The 18,002-nt window shown below is 61.1% G+C and carries 18 protein-coding genes; 8 read left to right on the plus strand and 10 right to left on the minus strand.

Annotation, left to right across the window (positions count from 1 at the left end; genetic code table 11):
* Positions 1 to 89 precede the first annotated feature (89 nt).
* The gene (locus tag C444_RS18870) at positions 90 to 1,445 is read right to left on the minus strand and encodes a sulfatase (protein WP_004594674.1); all 1,356 of its coding nucleotides are present in this window, start codon (positions 1,443 to 1,445) and stop codon (positions 90 to 92) included.
* Between the two features lie 320 nt (positions 1,446 to 1,765).
* Here C444_RS18870 and C444_RS18875 point away from each other — a divergent pair, with 320 nt between their 5' ends.
* Positions 1,766 to 2,164: a ribbon-helix-helix domain-containing protein gene (locus C444_RS18875; RefSeq protein WP_004594675.1), complete on the plus strand. Its 399-nt coding sequence runs from the start codon at positions 1,766 to 1,768 to the stop codon at positions 2,162 to 2,164.
* Positions 2,165 to 2,208: 44 nt separating this feature from the next.
* Here C444_RS18875 and C444_RS18880 read toward each other — a convergent pair whose 3' ends face one another.
* Both C444_RS18880 and C444_RS18885 read right to left on the minus strand, forming a co-directional pair.
* Entirely contained in the window at positions 2,209 to 3,282 is a 1,074-nt protein-coding gene (locus C444_RS18880; RefSeq protein WP_004594676.1) for an NAD(P)/FAD-dependent oxidoreductase, read from the minus strand.
* 118 nt (positions 3,283 to 3,400) lie between these two features.
* The gene (locus C444_RS18885) at positions 3,401 to 4,075 is read right to left on the minus strand and encodes a ribonuclease HI family protein (protein WP_004594677.1); all 675 of its coding nucleotides are present in this window, start codon (positions 4,073 to 4,075) and stop codon (positions 3,401 to 3,403) included.
* A gap of 220 nt (positions 4,076 to 4,295) precedes the next feature.
* Here C444_RS18885 and C444_RS18890 point away from each other — a divergent pair, with 220 nt between their 5' ends.
* The 3 genes from C444_RS18890 (at position 4,296) to C444_RS22475 (ending at position 6,269) form a co-directional block, all read left to right on the plus strand.
* Positions 4,296 to 4,625: a hypothetical protein gene (locus C444_RS18890; protein WP_049909624.1), complete on the plus strand. Its 330-nt coding sequence runs from the start codon at positions 4,296 to 4,298 to the stop codon at positions 4,623 to 4,625.
* 73 nt (positions 4,626 to 4,698) lie between these two features.
* On the plus strand, positions 4,699 to 5,907 hold the full coding sequence (locus C444_RS18895) for a PQQ-dependent sugar dehydrogenase (RefSeq protein WP_004594679.1): 1,209 nt from the start codon (positions 4,699 to 4,701) through the stop codon (positions 5,905 to 5,907).
* A 188-nt stretch (positions 5,908 to 6,095) separates the two neighbouring features.
* Positions 6,096 to 6,269 (plus strand): hypothetical protein, encoded by a 174-nt coding sequence (locus C444_RS22475; protein ID WP_004594680.1) that lies wholly within the window; start codon positions 6,096 to 6,098, stop codon positions 6,267 to 6,269.
* A 106-nt stretch (positions 6,270 to 6,375) separates the two neighbouring features.
* Here the strand turns inward: C444_RS22475 and C444_RS18900 are convergent, their stop codons facing one another.
* Positions 6,376 to 6,849 carry an SDR family NAD(P)-dependent oxidoreductase gene (locus C444_RS18900; protein WP_239641338.1) on the minus strand — a complete coding sequence of 158 codons (474 nt, stop codon included), beginning with the start codon at positions 6,847 to 6,849 and terminating at the stop codon, positions 6,376 to 6,378.
* Here C444_RS18900 and C444_RS21910 point away from each other — a divergent pair.
* Positions 6,809 to 6,955 (plus strand): hypothetical protein, encoded by a 147-nt coding sequence (locus C444_RS21910; protein WP_193363366.1) that lies wholly within the window; start codon positions 6,809 to 6,811, stop codon positions 6,953 to 6,955. The genes C444_RS18900 and C444_RS21910 overlap by 41 nt on opposite strands.
* Here C444_RS21910 and C444_RS18905 read toward each other — a convergent pair.
* The 3 genes from C444_RS18905 to C444_RS18915 all read right to left on the minus strand — a co-directional run bounded on the left by C444_RS18905 (position 6,936) and on the right by C444_RS18915 (position 10,069).
* Positions 6,936 to 7,544: a class I SAM-dependent methyltransferase gene (locus tag C444_RS18905; RefSeq protein WP_004594682.1), complete on the minus strand. Its 609-nt coding sequence runs from the start codon at positions 7,542 to 7,544 to the stop codon at positions 6,936 to 6,938. The genes C444_RS21910 and C444_RS18905 overlap by 20 nt on opposite strands.
* A gap of 219 nt (positions 7,545 to 7,763) precedes the next feature.
* Positions 7,764 to 8,870 carry an agmatinase family protein gene (locus tag C444_RS18910; protein WP_004594683.1) on the minus strand — a complete coding sequence of 369 codons (1,107 nt, stop codon included), beginning with the start codon at positions 8,868 to 8,870 and terminating at the stop codon, positions 7,764 to 7,766.
* 182 nt (positions 8,871 to 9,052) lie between these two features.
* A complete protein-coding gene (locus tag C444_RS18915) occupies positions 9,053 to 10,069 on the minus strand; it encodes an AbrB/MazE/SpoVT family DNA-binding domain-containing protein (RefSeq protein WP_004594684.1) in 1,017 nt (338 codons plus the stop codon).
* Positions 10,070 to 10,479: 410 nt separating this feature from the next.
* Between C444_RS18915 and C444_RS18920 the strand changes: the two genes are divergently transcribed.
* The gene (locus C444_RS18920; RefSeq protein WP_004594685.1) at positions 10,480 to 12,042 is read left to right on the plus strand and encodes a sodium:solute symporter family protein; all 1,563 of its coding nucleotides are present in this window, start codon (positions 10,480 to 10,482) and stop codon (positions 12,040 to 12,042) included.
* An 87-nt stretch (positions 12,043 to 12,129) separates the two neighbouring features.
* Here the strand turns inward: C444_RS18920 and C444_RS21485 are convergent, their stop codons facing one another.
* On the minus strand, positions 12,130 to 12,606 hold the full coding sequence (locus C444_RS21485) for a Mov34/MPN/PAD-1 family protein (RefSeq protein ID WP_004594686.1): 477 nt from the start codon (positions 12,604 to 12,606) through the stop codon (positions 12,130 to 12,132).
* 213 nt (positions 12,607 to 12,819) lie between these two features.
* On the opposite strand from C444_RS21485, the gene C444_RS18925 reads away from it, so the two are divergent.
* Positions 12,820 to 14,250 carry an APC family permease gene (locus C444_RS18925; protein WP_004594687.1) on the plus strand — a complete coding sequence of 477 codons (1,431 nt, stop codon included), beginning with the start codon at positions 12,820 to 12,822 and terminating at the stop codon, positions 14,248 to 14,250.
* A gap of 2 nt (positions 14,251 to 14,252) precedes the next feature.
* Positions 14,253 to 14,981 carry a universal stress protein gene (locus C444_RS18930; protein WP_004594688.1) on the plus strand — a complete coding sequence of 243 codons (729 nt, stop codon included), beginning with the start codon at positions 14,253 to 14,255 and terminating at the stop codon, positions 14,979 to 14,981.
* Positions 14,982 to 15,044: 63 nt separating this feature from the next.
* On the opposite strand, the gene C444_RS18935 is transcribed toward C444_RS18930, so the two are convergent.
* Positions 15,045 to 16,661, minus strand: a complete 1,617-nt coding sequence (locus C444_RS18935) for a TCP-1/cpn60 chaperonin family protein (protein ID WP_004594689.1) — start codon at positions 16,659 to 16,661, stop codon at positions 15,045 to 15,047.
* A 34-nt stretch (positions 16,662 to 16,695) separates the two neighbouring features.
* Positions 16,696 to 17,967, minus strand: coding sequence for a formamidase (fmdA, locus tag C444_RS18940; protein ID WP_004594690.1), 1,272 nt, complete (start codon positions 17,965 to 17,967; stop codon positions 16,696 to 16,698).
* Positions 17,968 to 18,002 lie beyond the last annotated feature (35 nt).

An 18,002-nucleotide genomic window follows, 5' to 3' on the forward strand; every position in this document is an offset into this window, starting at 1 on the left:
CCTTTTCGGTTCTGTTCAGGCATCGTAAACACGGCAGCGGTACCACGATTGTTGCGGACGATGCTCGGTTCAGACCTGGGTGGCACGATTCAGAGATAGCCGAGTCGCTCCAACCGCGACTTGACATCTATGTCGTCGAAGCCATCGATATCGTATTCTGCCATTTCGTCCTCTCCGGCAGCGAGTTGGGTGATATCGAGCGTCTCACTGTGCTCTGCCGAGTCAGCGATAACGTCCGACGGCGGGCGGTCAATAGGTGTCCCGTCGCTCGGCTCGGACCGCCGGCCCCGCACGACCGCTTCGTACTCATCATCTCCCCACGCTGCGCGCTTGTAGACAGTATCGCCGGGTCCGTCTTGGTACACGAGCGACGCAGACTGTCGGAATCGGTCCGGTTCGTCAGTGTACTTCTCGGCGTACTCCGCCGTCTGCCCGGTGGGCGGTGCCTGATACGCAGTCGTCTGCCCATCGGGTGCGACGAACCACCCGGAGTCGTCCGCTTCGCCATCAAAGGTAGCCAGCACGGCGTCGGGCAACCGTGACAGCGTCGCCAAGGACTCGATTCGCCGCCCTTCGGTCTGCCCCGGTCCGCGGACGACCAGTGGGACGTGAAACAGTTCCTCCTGTGTCCCCATCCCGTGCATGACGGCCGGTGGCTCTGTGGCGGCCTGTGGCGGCTCTCCGAACCCATCACCGTGGTCCGATGTGATGACAACGAGCGTATCGTCTAAAACACCGCGTGCCTCCAGAGCACCGATGACCTCCTCCAGAATGGCGTCGGTCTGTCGAACCGCCCCGTCGTACAGCGGTTCGAGTAGCTGCCCGATGCCTGCCGGGAGTTGCTCCCCGTAGACGCTCCACTCCCATTTGATCGGGAGTTCGTCGTGCATTGCCCAGTAAAAGTCCGCACCCCACTCATCGTAGGCGTCCCGCGTCGCGTACGGCATATGCGCGTCCATCAGATTCAGGCACGCAGCCCAGGACGCCGATTGCTCGTCGACCCACTCTGTCAGCCTGTCAGCATACCAGAACCCGTCGACACCGTTGCGGGTCTCGGAGGGGTCGTCAACGTCTGTCGAGTCGGGCCGTTCCGTGACGACGGTCTCGAAACTGTCGCTGAGGCCGGACGGGTGCACTGTGAGATATGGGTTTTCGGTGAACACGCCGGTTTCGTAGCCCTCCCCGTTGAGGTAATCAAAGATGGTCTGGCCGGGTTCCAGCCGTTCGGTTATCTGGAGTTTGTGGCCCTCAGAGGGAACACCGGTGAACAGGCTTGTATGGGCCGGCAGCGACCAGCTCGCGGTCGTCCGTGCCTGCGTGTACACCGTCGCCTCACGAGCGAACTCTTCCAGAAAGGGTGTGGTCTTGCGCCGATGACCTAACAGCGAAGTGTTCGCCGCGCGTACGCAGTCGAGAACGACGAGTAACACGTTTGGCCGACCCATTGTCAGACTTTAGGAGGTGTCCACGGCAAAAGTATGTTCTGTAATCCGGATTTTCGATGTCGTAGCGGTGACTATATTTACACGTCCGAGGATATCATCTGACCGACGTTTGCCACTGATTGCCTCCGCGTCAATAGGCGGCTCCAATTTTGTGTCAGTAAGCCCATGCTCTCCTCCCACTGCCGTCAAAAAGCATCGCCAATACTCATGCTGTGACACGACATCTTCAATCAATGAGATAACACTATCCTCTCAAAACACGGTAGGCTAGGCTCCGCGGGAGTATATTTTATGTAGGTCGACAGTCTGATGGTAAGCACGTGGTCAAGTCAACGGTCCGGTTTCCCGAAGCGGTGATGGACTGCGTCGAGGAGATGGTAGCGGAGGGTGTCTTCTCGAACAAGTCCGAGTTTCAGCGGTTCGCCGTTGAGTACGTCCTTTCGGAAATCGAGGACTACGAACCCGAGATGGTTGATTTCGACGAGCTACAGAAAGAGGTTTTCCAGGACCCGCCGGCTTCCAGCGGGGCTGAGATATCGCCGGAGATCAACGAGAACTTCTACGAGAACGCTGCGCGCGTCCGACAGTTCGCTATCCGCGGTGATATCGAGACCGCAGAGGAGTACATCGACACTGCGTACCCCGTCACAGACCCTCGCTGCTTACTGCTTGACGACTTGCTCGAACCCTATCGACAGCGCGAAACCGAGGACGAATAGGTCGCTTCCCGGAGCCGATACTCGGTTGAATCTTCTCCGGAGTGTCAGTCGTCGTCAGCGCGGGCCTCTGGCGCTTCCTCCGAACGTGGCCCAGCAGCGTGTCCCTCGTGGGTTAACGCCGTCGCGAACAGTTCCTCCGAGACAGCGGGCACGTCTGTATCCTCGACCGCTCCCTCGGATTCGATGTCGTCGACTGAGCGCGGGTACTTCCTGAGATCCTTGTGGATAGCAATGCCCGCGTCCGCGCCCTCACCCATCGCGACTGGAATCTGGTTGTGGCCCGGCGTCAGGTCTCCGACGGCGTAGACGCCGGAGACACTGGTCTCGCCGTGGTCGTCGACGGCCACTGTCCCGTCATCGTTTCTATCGAGCCCCAGTTCATCGGCCAGTTCCGCGTGGTAGTCCGACCCCAGCATCGGGAAGCCGCCCTTGTACTCCCGAACGCTTCCGTCCTCGAATTCGTACGCTGATAGCCAGCCGTCATCGTCGGTCTGCTTCCCGGAGAGCTCCGTCGCAACGATCTCGACCGGGTGATTGTCGAGCATCGTCTGCGTCTCGTCGCTCCACTCGGGCTCCTCGCCGCGAGTCAGTATATCTACGTCGTCGGTGTAGTTCAGCATAATCATCGCGACGTGGGCCGCGGCTTCACCGGTCCCCATCACGAACACCGGCTCACCGACGAACATGAACGCGTCACAGTGGAGACACCAGTGCAGTCCCTTGCCGGTCCGCGGCAGCGGCGGGTCCGGACGTTCGTCGGCGAACCCGGTCGCCAGGACGACTCGCTTAACCACCAGTTCGCCGTCGCCCGTCGTTACGGTGAATCCGTCCTCGTCCCCGTCGGCGAGTGGCTCGACCGACTCCACGAAGCCTCGCTCGTAGGTTCCGCCGTAATCCTGCACCTGTTCGCGTGCCGTCTCCAGGAACTCGTTCCCTGAAACGTCCTCGGTGACGCCGATGACGTTGTGTGTATCGGTCATCATCGCAGCGCGGCCCCCACCGCGGTTGATGACAATCGTGTCCATCCCTAGTCGGGTGGTGTACAGTGCGCTCGTCAGCCCGGCCGGCCCGCCGCCGACCACGGCTACATCATAGTCGAACTGCCCATCGGTGTACATTATCATAAGACACGTGCTCGAGGAATAAAAACAGCAGAACAGCGGCCACTTACACACCAATCTGTCGCTAGTGAGCCACTTCCCGAGCGATGCGAACGACAGGCTCTGGCCCTCCGTCTTACCCAGGACCGAGGGCTGCGATGTCGGCCCCGACCGTCGCCTGTGCATCAGCCGGGTTCGGATCACTGTCAGCCAGATGCGTCCACTCGTGGGCAGGCAGCGCCGATAGGTGCTCAGTGATCGCCGTGCTGTACGGCGTCGCTTTCACTGTGCTTTCGCTGTCGCCCCAGATGTGGTTGATGACGGTCATCGAATCGATGCGTATCTCGACCGACTCCGGGTCACACCGTGCTGCCAGTGCTTGCAGCCCGAGATGGAGGGCAGCGTATTCGGCGACGTTGTTGTTCGTCCGGGAGCCGACCGGACGCCCGAGTCGGGCAATCGGCGTCTCGTCCGCCTGAATTACGGCCCCGGCACCCGCCGGACCGTTACTGTGCGCGCTGCCGTCCACATAGAGGACGACCTGTGACACAGTGGCCTCGGCCGTAGTCTGCTGTGATGGTGGCGGGCCTGATTCGAGGAGATCGTCGATTGCGGTCCGTATTTCATCAGCAGTGGTCTCCGGGTCGAACAGGCCACCGTAGCCAGCGACGGCAGCATTGATTGCATCAATAGCGGGGGTGAGTTCGTACCGGTACAGCGCAAGCAGTTCGTCGACCCGCATCGCCAGCGGCGAGAGCGTCTCCGCTGGCAGACGCTCTCTATCATCTGCTGGCTGGTTGTGACGGTCCATCAGTAATACGTAGCTGCGGATGGCTAAAAGACACTTCGCCGCGACAGGCGAGGGATAGCAGGCTGCGCCCCGTGAGTACCAGTTGCTGACTGCGCCAACGTACCGGTGCACCCATTCGGGGAGATTGTTCAGGGTATCCAGCCGTGGCGCAGAACCTGCTCTCTCGATTAGAAGCGAGGGATAACAGGTCAGATAAGCCGGCACGCCCTCCGGACAGCCAATGAACGTCGATAGGATCACAGTAAGCCACACCGCTATGGAGAAAGCTGACCGATACCTAACGCCAGAGCAACTCAAGACCGTACTGCGGGAACACACTGGCTACGTTTGCCGACGCACGTCACCGAACCACGACGACCTCTATCCGAACAACGAATTTACACTCCGCGGTGAGTTTTGCGGACTACCGCTCGATATCGTGTTCGCCGTTGAAGACGACCACGTCACAGTCATCACACAGATGTCACAGCACAGCGACAGCCTGCGCGGACAGTTCTACGAGTACGTCGGTGACACCGCCGAGGACGCCGTCGAACACGCCCGGTCGTAGAGCGCACGAGTTCAGCGGACTGTCCGCGGCTAGGGCCGCAGTTAACAGCACCGAGACCGTAGCGGTGGCTACGATGGACAGACGGACGTTCCTCGCTGTCAGCGGACTCACAGTCGCGGGGACACTCACAGGCTGTAGTGCTCCCAGTGACGACCGCCAAACGGACGGTGCTCCAGCGACGGATTCCGGACAGACAGACGATGCAGCGACTGCTGTGACTGTCGAGACCGTCACCGATGGGCTCGAATCCCCCTGGAGCATCACGCCGCTGCCTGATACCTCGCAATTGCTGGTCACAGAGCGCGTCGGCCGCGTGGTGCTAGTCAATCCGACGGACGGCACAGTCACACCGGTCAGTAACGCACCGTCGGTGTACGCGAGCGGACAGGGAGGGATGCTCGATACGGCGTTCCACCCCGAATTTCCGGACCCGGCGTGGGTGTATCTCACGTATTCGAAGGCCAACGACAGCGGTGAGTCGGCCACACATCTGGGCCGTGGCCGCCTGAACGTGGCTGACGCGCAGTTCGAGACGTTCGAACAACTGCATGTAGCAGAGCCGTTCGTCGACTCCGACGGGCACTTCGGTTCTCGTGTCGTGTTCGGTCCCGACGAGCTTGTGTACATGACCGTCGGCGACAGGCAGTTCAAGGACTTCGGGCCCGACCACGTCGCACAGGACCTGACGAATGAACTCGGGACGACGCTCCGACTGACGCCCTCCGGCGGGATTCCCGATGCGAACCCGTTCACTGACGACCCGAACGCGGCCGATTCGACATTCAGCTACGGCCACCGTAACGCACAGGGAATGACCGTCAACCCCGACACCGGCGCTATCTGGCAGACTGAGTTCGGCGAGCAGGATGGCGACGAAATCAACATCGTCGAACGTGGCGCTAACTACGGCTGGCCGGTCGCTGACGAGGGCTGTACCTACGGCGGCGGCGACCCAATCGGCGTCAGCCACGCGGAGCGAGACGACGTCGTTGCACCAGTGTATTCGTGGGACTGCGGTTCGGGGGGGTTCCCGCCCAGCGGCGCGACTTTCTACACCGGCGACGCCTTCACTGAATGGAACGGTGACCTGCTCGTCGGTGGGTTGGCCTCGCAGTACCTTGCCCGGTTTACCGTCGACGGGCGAACCGTTCAGGAAGCGACACCCCTCCTCGCCGACCGAGGGTGGCGCATCCGTGATGTCGTGGTCGAACCCGAGACTGGGAACGTCCTCGCCGTCATCGATTCGCCGGACGCACCCATCATCCGACTCCGCCCTGCCTGAATCGGCTGATTCGTCGACAACCGTGAGGACCGGCGACCTGTGCCCGTGATCTCAATTGGCGTTGGAGCGATACACCAACGGTGAACGGGGCCGTCCTGGCCCCATACTCCCACAGATTCCTATCGATTAGACCCGGTTAGTGAGCCCCGTACCGCGGCATTTTTGCTTCTGAACCCGCTACACTAGCTGTGAACCAGACTGCGATTCTGCACGCCGCGTTCGGAGTACTGATCGTCGCAGGGTTCCTCGTTTCGGCACCACTGAGCTATGGCCTGTACGGGCTGGGGGCTGCGTGTTTCATCGCCGGCATCGTACTTGCACGGCGAGACAGCGACGGATCGGAAGCCGCGGACACCGTCTAGCCGCGGACCTGCGATGAATGGTGACCAGTGTGGACTGTAGCGATTGTGGGACTCTCGCCGTCCCAACATACCTGCTGTGTGTATGCATCGACTGGTGTCTGCCCGGTCACGCTTCCTGTAGTCGACCACCGTCGACGGCCACGTTCTGACCGGAAATGTAGGCAGCCGCGTCACTACAGAAAAACAGAATCGGTGCCGCAACGTCCTCAAATGTGGCCGGCCGCCCGCGCGGGTACTCGGAGACATCCACCACAGTATTCTCGACCGCAAAGGGCGACACAGCGTTGACCGTAATCCCGTCGTCCTGTGTATCGTACGCCAGTGTGCGCGTAAACTGCAGGACTGCCTTTTTGGCTGCGAAGTACGGGAAGTTCATCGGCACTGCCCTGTCATCTCGCGCGTCCGCCACGCCGAAGTTGATAATCCGTCCCCAGTCGGCTGACCGCATTGACGAGAGCGCTCGCTGCGAGCACAGATACGTCGAGTATAGACACCCTTCAACAGCAGTTTTCCACTCATCGAGGGACAGTAGTACTACCGTGACGAAACGACCCGCAGAACGGGCCGGTGTCGCGGACATCGATTACACGGGCATGCAGGTACTTGTCGCCGGTTCGACCAGCGGTATCGGGCGCGAAGCGGCGCTGTCTCTCGGCCGCGGTCTGTTTACTCCTTTCGCGCAATAACGGCGACAAGCGGATTGTTTTGGGGTTGCTCTGTGATTGTCTCCGTTACCGTCAGCCCACCTGCACGACAGTACGTCTTGACCAGCGTTGTGCGCTCGTCCATGTCAGTAACGCGCCACGCCCGGACCGCTTTCGTGGGAAACATCCGGTTCGTGAAGCTGATGACGACACGGCCCCGCGGTGCCAGAATCCGGTCGAATTCACTGAATACAGCGCCCGGATACTGGAGATACTGGACCGAGAGCGCGCACAACACTGCATCGAACGCGTCATCATCGAGCGGCAGGGATTGCTCCCGGTTGAGGTCCTGCACGAACCATTTGTCGAGTGCGTCGTTAGCTGCAAGTTCAGCTTCGTTGAGGCCGTGACCGACAGTCCGACCATAGTCCACGTCCGGCAGGTGTGAGACCCAACTGCTCATGCAGTCGAAGATTCGGTCGCCGGGAGACAGCACCGACGCGTAGATGTTTGTCAACTTGTTTATGAAGCCATCATCGGCGTGTGTCACGAACCGCGGGTTATCGTAGAACGCTCCGTCATCGCCTTCATCACGCCGAGACCGCCCCAGCGAGGTGAGAACCGACGCCATACTACTGGTTAGAACTCCATCAAGAAAACCCGAACGGCGGTTAAGCGGTGACTCGCTCCACACTGGGCGTACAGATGCGTCCGTGTGTCGCCGATAGCTATCCTGTGACTCATTCCTTCGTCATCCGAGCCAGCATCCATCGGCCGGCGCACCACCCCCGAGTAACTTCCACCAACAGAGGACAACAACAGCGAGTGAGCCGTATACCGCGGCGTGCTGTCAGTCGTCGGCAGGCGTCTCGGCTTCCTCCGTGGGACCGAGCGGTTCCTTGGGCTTGATCGGGTCCCCCGATTCCAGTCCCTTTTCGGCGAGTGCCATGCTCCCCATGACCTCGATGATGAGTCGGTTGGCCAGCCCGCTGGTGACACCACCGTTGTATGAGCTACTGTCGCTGGTGTCGTAGGCCGGGGAGACCTCGACCACGTCGAAGCCGAAGTCCTCGGGATCGAGGGCCTTCACGACCTCGCGGACCATGTAGATAGCCTCCCGCGGAACGAGGCCGCCGGGTTCGGGTTCGCCGGTGCCGGGTGCGTAGGCCGGCTCCATCACGTCCACGTCGAAAGAGACCCACACTGCGTCGGTCCCGTCAGTAGCTCGCTGGACCGCGTCGGCGACGATATCGTCGAGGTCCATCTCGCCGACATCCATGGAGGTGTACCACTTCATATCGGCCTCTCGCATCTCCTCGTAGGTGTCCGGACCGGGCCAGAACCCACGCGGACCGATGAGCGTGTAGTTCTCCCCGGCCATGAGGTCGTCGTCGAAGACGCGCTTGACCCACGCCCCGTGGTCGTACTCGAAGCCGGTCAGGCCCTCGTCGCCCGTGTCCGCGTGACAGTCGAAGTGGATGAGGCCGATGTCGTCGTAGCCGTTCGCTTCGGCCCAGCCCTTGATGTCGGGGTAGGAAATAGAATGGTCGCCGCCGATGACAATGGGCGTGGCCTGCTCGCTGATCTCGTAGACCGCGTCCTCGATGTTCAGCTGGCTCTGACGGGTGTCCCCGGGCGAGACGGCTGCATCGCCGGTGTCGGCCACGCTAAACGTGTCAAAGGGGTCGATACCAGTCTCGATGTTGAAGTGCTCGTAAGGGGGCGAGGGGACCGTCGAGGCGGCCCGGACTGCACGCGGGCCGTATCGAGTGCCCGGACGGATAGTCGTCGCCGTGTCCAGCGGCGCACCGAGAATACCGATGTCGACGTTCTCCTCGTCGAGGGCGTCGCGCTCGACCTCGGGGAGTTTGAGGAACGTCGGGATGCCGCTGAAGATGGGTTCGTTCGCTTCTTTGTGCTTTTCGCCGTAGATGTCGTCGCCGTTTCGGTCAGTCATGATATAGTGGTTTCCCGGGCTCGAACTGGTCGAACCCAGCGTGTGTATCGACAAAAGTAGATGATTGAGAACTACGGATAAGCGTTCCTTCGGATGTGTAAAACCCACTCCTATGACCACGAGTGGACATGTACCGTTGGAGTTTCCTTAAGGAATTTAATGCCGCCTTGCCCCTCTCGCCATTACTCCCCGGTGACCAGCGATGGATCGTTCCGGAAGGCCAGATGTGTCGCAACCGAAAGGCTGTCGCGGGCGTGTCTGGCGCTGCGTTCAAGCAGGACCACAGCGCGCTGGAGCGCCAATAGCGGTTCCGGACGTTCGGCTTCGAGGTGAGCGTTCAGTTCAGCGATCCTGTCGTCGACTAGATCGAACGCGGCGCGGGCATCTTCGGTCGCGTCGTAGTCGGGGGTCGTCACCGCCGACCGGGTCGCACTGGCCGCGTCGTCGAGTGCGTCCCCGAGTTCGGTGAGCTTTGACGTAGTCAACTGATCGGGCGTCGCCGAGTCGGTCGCCAGCCCCGCGATCTCGATGGCCGTGTCGGCCATCAACACTACATCCTGTGCGACCGAACGGTACCCGATGAGCGGAAAGCCCGTCTCCAGCCCGACAGTCTGGTTCAGTCGCGGGTTCCGATAGATGGTAAACACCAGACGCAAGAACAGGTAAAACAGTTTCTCGACCTGGGCGCGGCGGCTCTCCACCGTCTCGACGAGGGCCGTGTCACCCTCGATGAGCGCGGAAATCGCGTCCCCACGTATCACTGCCTCGGTACGACTGAGTCGGCCCAGTAGCGTCGGGAGATCGAAGTCCTCGGGCGCGACCGAGCATCGCACTGTCACCGTTGTTTCGGCCTGTTCAACAATACCTAGCCCCATTAGTCGGCGCTCGGCGTTCATGACGGCGGTGCGGTGTTCAGTCCCCAGTGGTGCCGTCGCCTCGACTCTGATGAGCTGTCGACCAAGAACGTACTGCGTGATGATGGCCCGCTCCAGCGCATCAGCAGTCAGCGCATCGGCGTCGATGGTCGCTTCCACGTCCTCGATAGTGGGCTGTTCGGGGACGACGAGCAGCGACCCGCCATTCTCGTCGCGCTGGACAATGACCTCGTCACCCTTCGAGATGTCGTGTTGCCGTGCCCAGTCGACGGGCACTGTCACCGCCAGCGTGGACGAGCCCAGCTGCTGGACTTTCCGTTTCATTCGAATCGGATCGGGCGTCACCGCACACCACTCCTATGAATTTTCGAAACGTCCATCAATTCTTCTATATCTTATCTAATTAGGACGTATTTTCTACTTCCGGTTGAAACAAATTCTTCGCACGCGCAAGAAACTGAACGATGTATAAACACTCACTCAGCTAAGGTATTAAAACAGTCTTAGGAGTTACGCACCGTACATGTGTCCACTAACATACTCCTACAGTCCATGCTCGTTGCGGGATAACTCTACTGTGTAAACAATACTGTCATAATCGCTTTATGCAGTGCTCAAAACGAAACTGATGTGACTGAATACCGTCCGGCCCGGAACCAATCTGGGCGTAAAACTGTGGAATCGGGCTACAGAGGCGATGATAGTTGTTCAATCGTCAACAGTGGTGGTTCGCCGTGAGCGTCATCCTCTACGGGCTCGCCGCCACCATCGTGACGATGATGGCCATCGGGTTCTACGTCGCGAAGAAAGTCAACGGCGACAGCATCAACTACATCGTCGCCGGTCGGGGACTCATTCTCCCGTTAGCTGCAGCGACGCTGATGGCACAGTCGCTTGACTCGAACGCGACGCTGGGCAACACCGACCTCGCAGCAGGCTTTGGTTTCTGGGCCGGCGCGGCACTGCCTGTCGGGCTGGCGCTCTGTCTGTTCCTCACCGGACTGTTCTTTGCGAAGCCGATGAATCGACTCAACCTCACGACCCTGCCGGACTTCTACCGCCGGAAGTACGGCCGCACCGCCGAGATCGTCGCAAGCATCATCATGTCCGTCGCCTATGCGTTCCTGCTCGCGGGGAACCTCGTTGCCGGTGGGTACCTCTTCCAGATTTTCGTTGGGACGAGCTTCCAACTGGGTGTGTTCATCATCGCCGGACTCGTGCTCGCGTACACCGTCGCAGGTGGACTGTTCTCGGTCGCCTACACCGACGTGTTACAGGCGGGCGTCGCGTTCATCGGCTCCATCGCGCTCATCGTTTACGTCACGACGAACTACGGCATCACGGTTCCGTCCGGGATGGGGCCGACGAATCTCGGGCAGCTCACTGACCCGAGTCAGGGGGCGTACATCAACCTCGCTACCATCGTCGCTCTCGGTCTCGGTGACATCGTCGCCATCGACTTCATGGAGCGCGTGTTCGCGGCCGATAGCCCCGAGACTGCACAGAAAGCCTGCTTTATCGGAGCCGCCGGCACGCTCGTCATCGGCGTCCCGTTCTCCGTTGTCGCACTGTCGGCGAACCCGATCCTCGCCTCGCTTGGTGTTGAGGCGGGGAACCAGGCCGTGCTGTACACGCTCCTACAGAACGCTATCCCACCGTGGCTGGCTGCACTCGTCCTCGCCGGTATCGTCGCCGCCTCGTTCTCGACGAGCGACGGGGCGATCCTGGGAACGTCAGCCGTCATTGCTCGGAATATCGGTAACATCCGCGTCGACGAGGAAAGTACCACCAGCCCGGCAGCCGCCGCGGACGGCGGCGTTGACGAGGGCTTCTTCGGCTCGGAGAGCGACAAACTCCTCACCGTCACGCGCCTGATGTCGCTCCCGATTACGCTGCTGGGTGTGTTCCTCGCGATACGGGTGTCCGCGACCGGGATGTTGCTCGTGCTGGCGTTCGACATCATGCTGGCCGGCGCGTTCGTCCCGCTGGTGATGGGACTGTACTGGTCCGATATTGCGACCACGCCGGCAGCACTCGGCTCGATGATCGCTGGCTCCGCCACCCGTCTCGTGCTCTTCGTGATGGTGCCGACGACCTACGCCTACGAAAACACGCTCCTGTACATCCCTAACGACATCTTCACCGCCGCTTTCGACGGCCTGCCGACGTTCATCGCCGCCGCGGTGGGACTCGTGGCATTCCTCGTCATCGCTTTCGTCACCAAGGACGACTACCCAATATACAGCGTCGAGAAACAGAGCAACCCCAACATCGTGGCCGGCGGCGAGGAAGACTGAGTAGATACCGCTTTACCGCCAGCGCTTCCGATTTCACTGTCGACCATCCCACACCAGCCCCGAGTTGACGCACTCAGACCAGTTATCTCAGATGAGCCGTGGCAGTCTGGCCGGCTCTTCGTGAGATGTTTCTCCCATCACTGGGACCTCTTGCCAATTAAACAACCCCAGTCGGAACAGCCGGTAACTGTAGGGCTCCCCGTGTGGGGCAAACACGACGAGCGCGAACCGGTCACGGATGTTCCGTCGGTCGGTGCCCGTCAGACCGGACGGCGTCGATGCCGACGTGTGTGAGTGATAGAACACGCGAGGCTCCGGCGGAACCTGCTCGGTTGCCGTGGCGGCGAATCGACGCCGCGGCCTCGGTGAAACATTTTCGAGCGGCACGTGATCGGTCGCATACAACTGGTCATCCTGTAGCGTACACGCGAGGTATCCCCCGGCCTCGTGGGGATGAGTTGCTGCGATATGCGCCGCTATCGCGTCTCGAATGTCGTCGGGAACCGTGAGCGCTCGGGCCCGATGACTGAAAGGCACAGTACCCATAGCAGGTGACCGAGACATAGAGTTGTTTCGGCTGGCCAAACGGTAGTGTGTGGCCACCTCACTGGCTTCCGGAGCCACAAGCAGGGTTCGCAAGCCCACAGAGATTGTTCTCTATGTGGCGCTACGCTTATGTCGCCGGCCTGTTCATCCAGTTCACTCGCGCTGTGGCCTGCGGAGTCGGCACGCATTTCGTCGGCGGTTTTATCGGGTAGGTGATACAATTTCTAGCATATGGTTGACCAGCCTGTCGATGTCGACGCAGTGGGCGAGAACATCGCCGGTGAGGCACCCGCTGATGAGCCGGAAGCCGTCACCGACGACGCTGTCGTCCACGACGACAACGTTGAACTGGAACGGACTATCGGGCTGGTCGGTGGGCTGGCAATCGGAATCGGGACGATGATCGGTGCCGGAATCTTCGTGTTTCCGGGGCTGGCGGCCGCAAACGCTGGCCTCGCAGCCACCCTTTCGTTCGCAATCGGCGGGCTGATCGCGTTGCTCGTAGCGCTTCCGACCTCCGAACTCGCGACGGCCATGCCACGGAGCGGTGGCGGGTACTACTTTATCTCGCGTGGAATGGGGACGGCGTATGGCGCAATCGTGGGTCTCGGGCTGTGGCTCGGGCTGATGTTCGCCTCGGCGTTCTATCTGGTCGGGCTCGGCCACTATGCGAGCGCCGTGTTCGCTGAGCTCAGCATCGCGCTCCCGTTCAGTCCGGTCATCGGCATCGGGCTGCTGTTCGGGGCTGCACTGACGGCACTGAGTATCGGCGGCACGGAAAACACCGCAAAGATTCAGAACGTGGTTGTCGGGATTCTCCTCGTCGTGCTCACGGGCTTCCTTTCCTACGGTGTCCTCGACGCTGTGGGCGTCTTCGGTGGTGGCACCGTGCCGGAGCAGTTCTTCTCCAGGGGGTACTTCCCAGTGTTGACCACCGCTGCGCTCGTGTTCACGTCGTATCTGGGGTTCGCCCAGGTCGCAACTGTTGCGGGTGAAATCAAGCAACCGGGTCGGAACCTCCCGCTGGCGATGGTCGGCTCGGTCCTGATTGTGACCGTTTTTTACGTCGTGACGATTTTCGTCGCGACCAGCGCCTTCGGCGCTGAACGTCTCGGGGAGTTCGGCGAGACTGCGATGGTCGAAGTGGCCCGTGACTTCCTTGGGTTGCCCGGGGCAGTCGCGATTCTGGGTGCCGGTCTGTTGGCGACGTTTTCCAGCGCGAACGCGTCGATCCTCAGTGCCTCGCGGGCTGTATACGCGCTGAGCCGCGATGCCTTACTCCCCAGAAAGGCGAGCGAAATCAACCTCCGGTATGGCACACCACACGTCGCACTGCTCTCTGCTGGCGGCCCGATTCTCGTCCTCGTCGCGACTGGCCGGGTCGAACTCCTCGCCGAAGTCGCCTCGTTCCTCCACCTGATTATGTATGGGCTGATGTGTATCGCCCTGCTCGTGTTGCGGCGTCGGAACCCGGAGTGGTACTCACCCAGCTATAGAGTACCGGGCTATCCGGTGGTCCCGGCCGTGGGTGCGCTCGCGAGTTTCGGCCTGATCGTCTTCATGCAGCCCGCGTCAATCGCTATTGGCGTCGTTGTCATGCTCGTCTCGTACCTCTGGTACCGTTATTACGCTGGGGACGTGACACTCAAGGGAGATATCTGAATATGACCGACCGTCTATCGATACTCGTTCCGATCCGCGTCCTTGAGGGAGAATCGGTCCCGGAGGGTGTCCCCGAACTGCTCGCCCACGCGCATGTGGTCCTGCTGGGGTATCACGTCATCCCGGAGCAGACCGCGCCCGGACAGGCCCGGATGCAGTTTGAGGACCGGGCCACGGAACGGCTCGACGAGTACGAGGAGATGTTCGAGGACGCCGGGGCCACCGTCGAGCGGCGACTCGTGTTCACCCATAACGGCCAGAAGACCATCGACCGCATGATCGCCGAGCACAACTGCATGGCTGTTCTCGTTCCGAACGCTACAGGGCCGGTCGAAGACGTCCTGGTCCCAGTCCGTGGTGCCATCGGCGTTGACCGTCTCGCCCGCGTCGTCGCCAGTGTGTTCGGAGACATGGATGCCGACGTGACGTTATATCACGTCGCGGACGAAGACACAACGGACGACGATATCCAGACACTGCTTGGCGGAATGGCGGACCGGTTGGCGGAGTTCGGCATGGACCCGTCGACTATCGAGACGCGGATCGACCGTGATCAGAACCCCCTTGACGCAATTGTCGACGTAGCTGATGCGTTCGACACGGTCGTGATGGGTGAAACCGACCCGTCGCTGGCGACGTTTGTGTTCGGAATGCCAGCCGATCAGCTCGCCAACCGGTTTCTCGGGCCGGTGTTCGTAGTCCAGCGCGAACGCGCTGAAGAGGACGAGTAACTCTCCCTGATTCTGCATTCGGTCGGCTGGATAGCTGCCGGTGCTTACTCTCTTGTCATGCCCTCAGTGCCCCACCGCCCACGGATAGCCGCCCGTTGCCGCGTGGGCGTGGTCGTGTTCAGCGTCCACTGTGCGCTCGTCTGCGCTGGTCCGCACGATGTCGTCAACCCGGAGGATCTGTGTCACAACAGCGACTGCCCGTTGCAGAGCACTCCTGAACACTGTGGATGGTTCCAGAACACCCGCCGCAATCATATCGTGGGGATGGCCATCGGGGCCGACACCGACTGTCTCTGAACCACCGTCGTGTCGCTGTTTTATCGCTGTCAGCGTGCTCAATGGGTCTGTGCCCGCGTTCGTGGCCAGTGTCCGTGGGATGGCTTCCAGCGCGGTCCCGACCCCATCGAAGACGAGCTGTGTCCGGTCCGGTATCCCACGGGAGAGAGCGGCGATGTCCATCGCCAGTGCGGTCGGCACCGCACCGCCGCCCGGCAGAAACGCGCCGTCGTCGAGTGTGACACGCGTAACGTCGATACAGTCTGCCACGATTCGGCGGACCTCTTCCGCAACGTGTGGCGTGCCGCCACGGAGCAGCAGTGTTGCTCGTTGTTCCTCGGGGCAGCCCTGCAGCGTGAGCGTCTGTGTAGTCCCGACTGTACGCTGCGTGACCGACGCAACGGTGCCGGTGTTGTCCGCGGTCAGTTCATCAACGGACATGACTGGCGTGGTTCCCGTCACTCGGGTAATGACATCGAACTCGTCTCGCCGAGTTCGCTCGACAGGGAGTACGCCCCGTTGAGCGAGCGCGGTCCTGACGGCCTCGTCGATAGACTTCTGGCAGAAGAGTACGGCCGCACCCGACTGCACCACCTGCTCTACCAGCTCTGTTTTCCGGTCCTGTTCGTGGGCCTGAAACGCGTTCCGCTGTGTCGCGTCTTGTAGCTCCACCGATTCGACATGGTTCGGTTCCTCGATGCCGATTTCGGCGTCGACCATTGCGATAGCCGGCTCGTCCTGCGTTTGGATGCTTGGGTGACTGAGAGCGTCGAGGGATGTCGAAGAGGTTTCCAGATCGACCACCACGCCGTCGAGACAGACGGAGTCCCGGAGTTCGCCGCCGGGGTAGGACTTGAGCGTAAGCCTCGATGTGTCGAACTCAACTGCCCGCAGCGCACTGAGGGTCAGTTCGGCGAACCGGTCGGTCGAAGCGTCGTCCCACCGCCCCGTGACGGCGGTCTTCGCGATCTGTGTCAGTCGGTCGTCGTGCCGGCTGTGCAGGCTACGTTCGTACTGCTCAAGTTGGTCAAGGGCGGTTTCGGCGGCCGTGACGTAGCCGTCGATGATTGTCGTCGGATGAAACCCGTTTGAACGAAGCGTTGCGGCCTCTTCAAGCAGCGCACCGACCAGCACAACTGCCGTCGTCGTTCCGTCCCCAACGGCACTGTCCTGTGCAGCCGCGGTCTGTTCGACCAGCCGCCCGACTGGATGCGTGATATCCATCCACTCGATGATGCTTGACCCGTCGTTGGTGACGATGACCGTCCCGTTCTCGCCGATGACCATCTTGTCCAGCCCGTTGGGCCCGAGCGTTGTTCGGATTGTGTCGGCGAGTTCGCCTGCGGCGATGTGTGTGGTGTTCGGCTCGGCACTGCCATCGTCTTCAGTCGTCTCTCCCAACATTAGTGTCGACAGTCCGTGTTGTCTCTAGCCCTCATTACAGCGGGTCGTCAGTGAGACAGACATTACCGCGGTCGGTGCTGTTGTGCTCGATCCCCTCCGGGGACGCGTCGAAGTCGAACGCGCCAGTCGGGAGGGCCAGCGTCGAACAGGCGTTTGGAACGTCCACGACGCCGCTCTGTCGCCCTTCAACCGGGACGGTGCCGAGGATGTGCAGCGCCTGCTGGCCGGTGTATCCGAACTGCTTGAGATAATCGATGGCCTGGAGACAGGCCCGTCGATACGCGGTGTGGGAGTCGATGTACTTCTGCTCGCCGTCCTCCGTGACGGAGTAGCCACAGAAAGTGACGTAATCCTCGAAGTTCGGCCCGCGGTGGCCCGGCTCGAAGATCGGGTGGTCGACGCCGAATTTCTCCATCCCGTCTTTCACGAGGTCGAATTCGAGATCGACGTAGGCGGCCATCTCGATAGCGCCACAGAAGGATATCTCGCCGTCGCCCTGCGAGGCGTGGAAGTCACCGACGCCGAACTTCGCCCCCTCGACGTACACCGGGAAGTACACCGTTGACCCGATGGAGAGGTCCTTGATATCGTGGTTCCCGCCGTGTTCCCGGGGCGGAACGGTCCGGGCCGCGACCTCCGCGGCTTCTTCGGCCTCGTCGGGGTCCATCTCTCCCATGAGCGCACCGTCGGGTGTCGGCGGGTTTGCCACGGCTGGCTCTTCCTTCCCGGTCGGATGGTTCGGTATCGACTCGGGGTCCTCGGCGTGCTTGTCGATGAGTTCCTGTTCGCGTTCGTTCCATGTTTCTAGCAGTTCTTCGCTGGGTGCACACCCTGCGAGGCCGGGATGTATCTTCCCCTCGTACTCGACATCGGGAATGTGGCGCGAGGAGACCGTGTAGCCGTCGATATCCCAGATGGATTTCGCTGCCTTCGGGAAGTGGTCGGTCAGGAAGCCGCCGCCGTTTTGCTGGGAGAACGTGCCAGTGAACCCGAACTCGGAGCGGTCGTTGAGCGGCCCCATGTCGTGGAACTCGACTTTCAGCAGGTCACCCGGCTCGGCACCGTTGACGTGAACGGGTCCTGCGAGATAATGCACTTGCGAGAGATCCACGTCGCGGACCTCGTTGGCGTTGTCGTTATCGGTTATCTGTCCGCCAGTCCAGTCGAGCGCTTCCAGTCGCATGCTCTCGCCGGGGTCTGCTTCGACAACCGCCGGGATGTCCGGGTGCCACCGATTGAACGGGTTCGCACCCGGCTGTTCGTCTGGCGCACTGTCCACATCTACCTCGAACTTTGTTTCTGGCATTACGGCTACAGTATCGGATAGATTACACATAAGTG

It is taken from the genome of Haloarcula japonica DSM 6131 (assembly GCF_000336635.1).
GTDB classification, from domain to species: Archaea; Halobacteriota; Halobacteria; order Halobacteriales; family Haloarculaceae; genus Haloarcula; species Haloarcula japonica.

Excerpts from the sequence above, each read along its gene's own strand:
- C444_RS18880 (WP_004594676.1), bottom strand. The coding sequence starts at position 3,282 with ATGTACACCGATGGGCAGTTCGACTATGATGTAGCCGTGGTCGGCGGC.
- C444_RS18925 (WP_004594687.1), top strand. The coding sequence starts at position 12,820 with ATGGTTGACCAGCCTGTCGATGTCGACGCAGTGGGCGAGAACATCGCC.
- C444_RS18905 (WP_004594682.1), bottom strand. The coding sequence starts at position 7,544 with ATGGCGTCGGTTCTCACCTCGCTGGGGCGGTCTCGGCGTGATGAAGGC.
- C444_RS18890 (WP_049909624.1), top strand. The coding sequence starts at position 4,296 with ATGAACGTCGATAGGATCACAGTAAGCCACACCGCTATGGAGAAAGCT.
- C444_RS21485 (WP_004594686.1), bottom strand. The coding sequence starts at position 12,606 with ATGTCTCGGTCACCTGCTATGGGTACTGTGCCTTTCAGTCATCGGGCC.
- C444_RS18870 (WP_004594674.1), bottom strand. The coding sequence starts at position 1,445 with ATGGGTCGGCCAAACGTGTTACTCGTCGTTCTCGACTGCGTACGCGCG.
- C444_RS18935 (WP_004594689.1), bottom strand. The coding sequence starts at position 16,661 with ATGTTGGGAGAGACGACTGAAGACGATGGCAGTGCCGAGCCGAACACC.
- fmdA (WP_004594690.1), bottom strand. The coding sequence starts at position 17,967 with ATGCCAGAAACAAAGTTCGAGGTAGATGTGGACAGTGCGCCAGACGAA.
- C444_RS18885 (WP_004594677.1), bottom strand. The coding sequence starts at position 4,075 with ATGGACCGTCACAACCAGCCAGCAGATGATAGAGAGCGTCTGCCAGCG.
- C444_RS18900 (WP_239641338.1), bottom strand. The coding sequence starts at position 6,849 with ATGTCCGCGACACCGGCCCGTTCTGCGGGTCGTTTCGTCACGGTAGTA.
- C444_RS18895 (WP_004594679.1), top strand. The coding sequence starts at position 4,699 with ATGGACAGACGGACGTTCCTCGCTGTCAGCGGACTCACAGTCGCGGGG.
- C444_RS18915 (WP_004594684.1), bottom strand. The coding sequence starts at position 10,069 with ATGAAACGGAAAGTCCAGCAGCTGGGCTCGTCCACGCTGGCGGTGACA.
- C444_RS18930 (WP_004594688.1), top strand. The coding sequence starts at position 14,253 with ATGACCGACCGTCTATCGATACTCGTTCCGATCCGCGTCCTTGAGGGA.
- C444_RS18910 (WP_004594683.1), bottom strand. The coding sequence starts at position 8,870 with ATGACTGACCGAAACGGCGACGACATCTACGGCGAAAAGCACAAAGAA.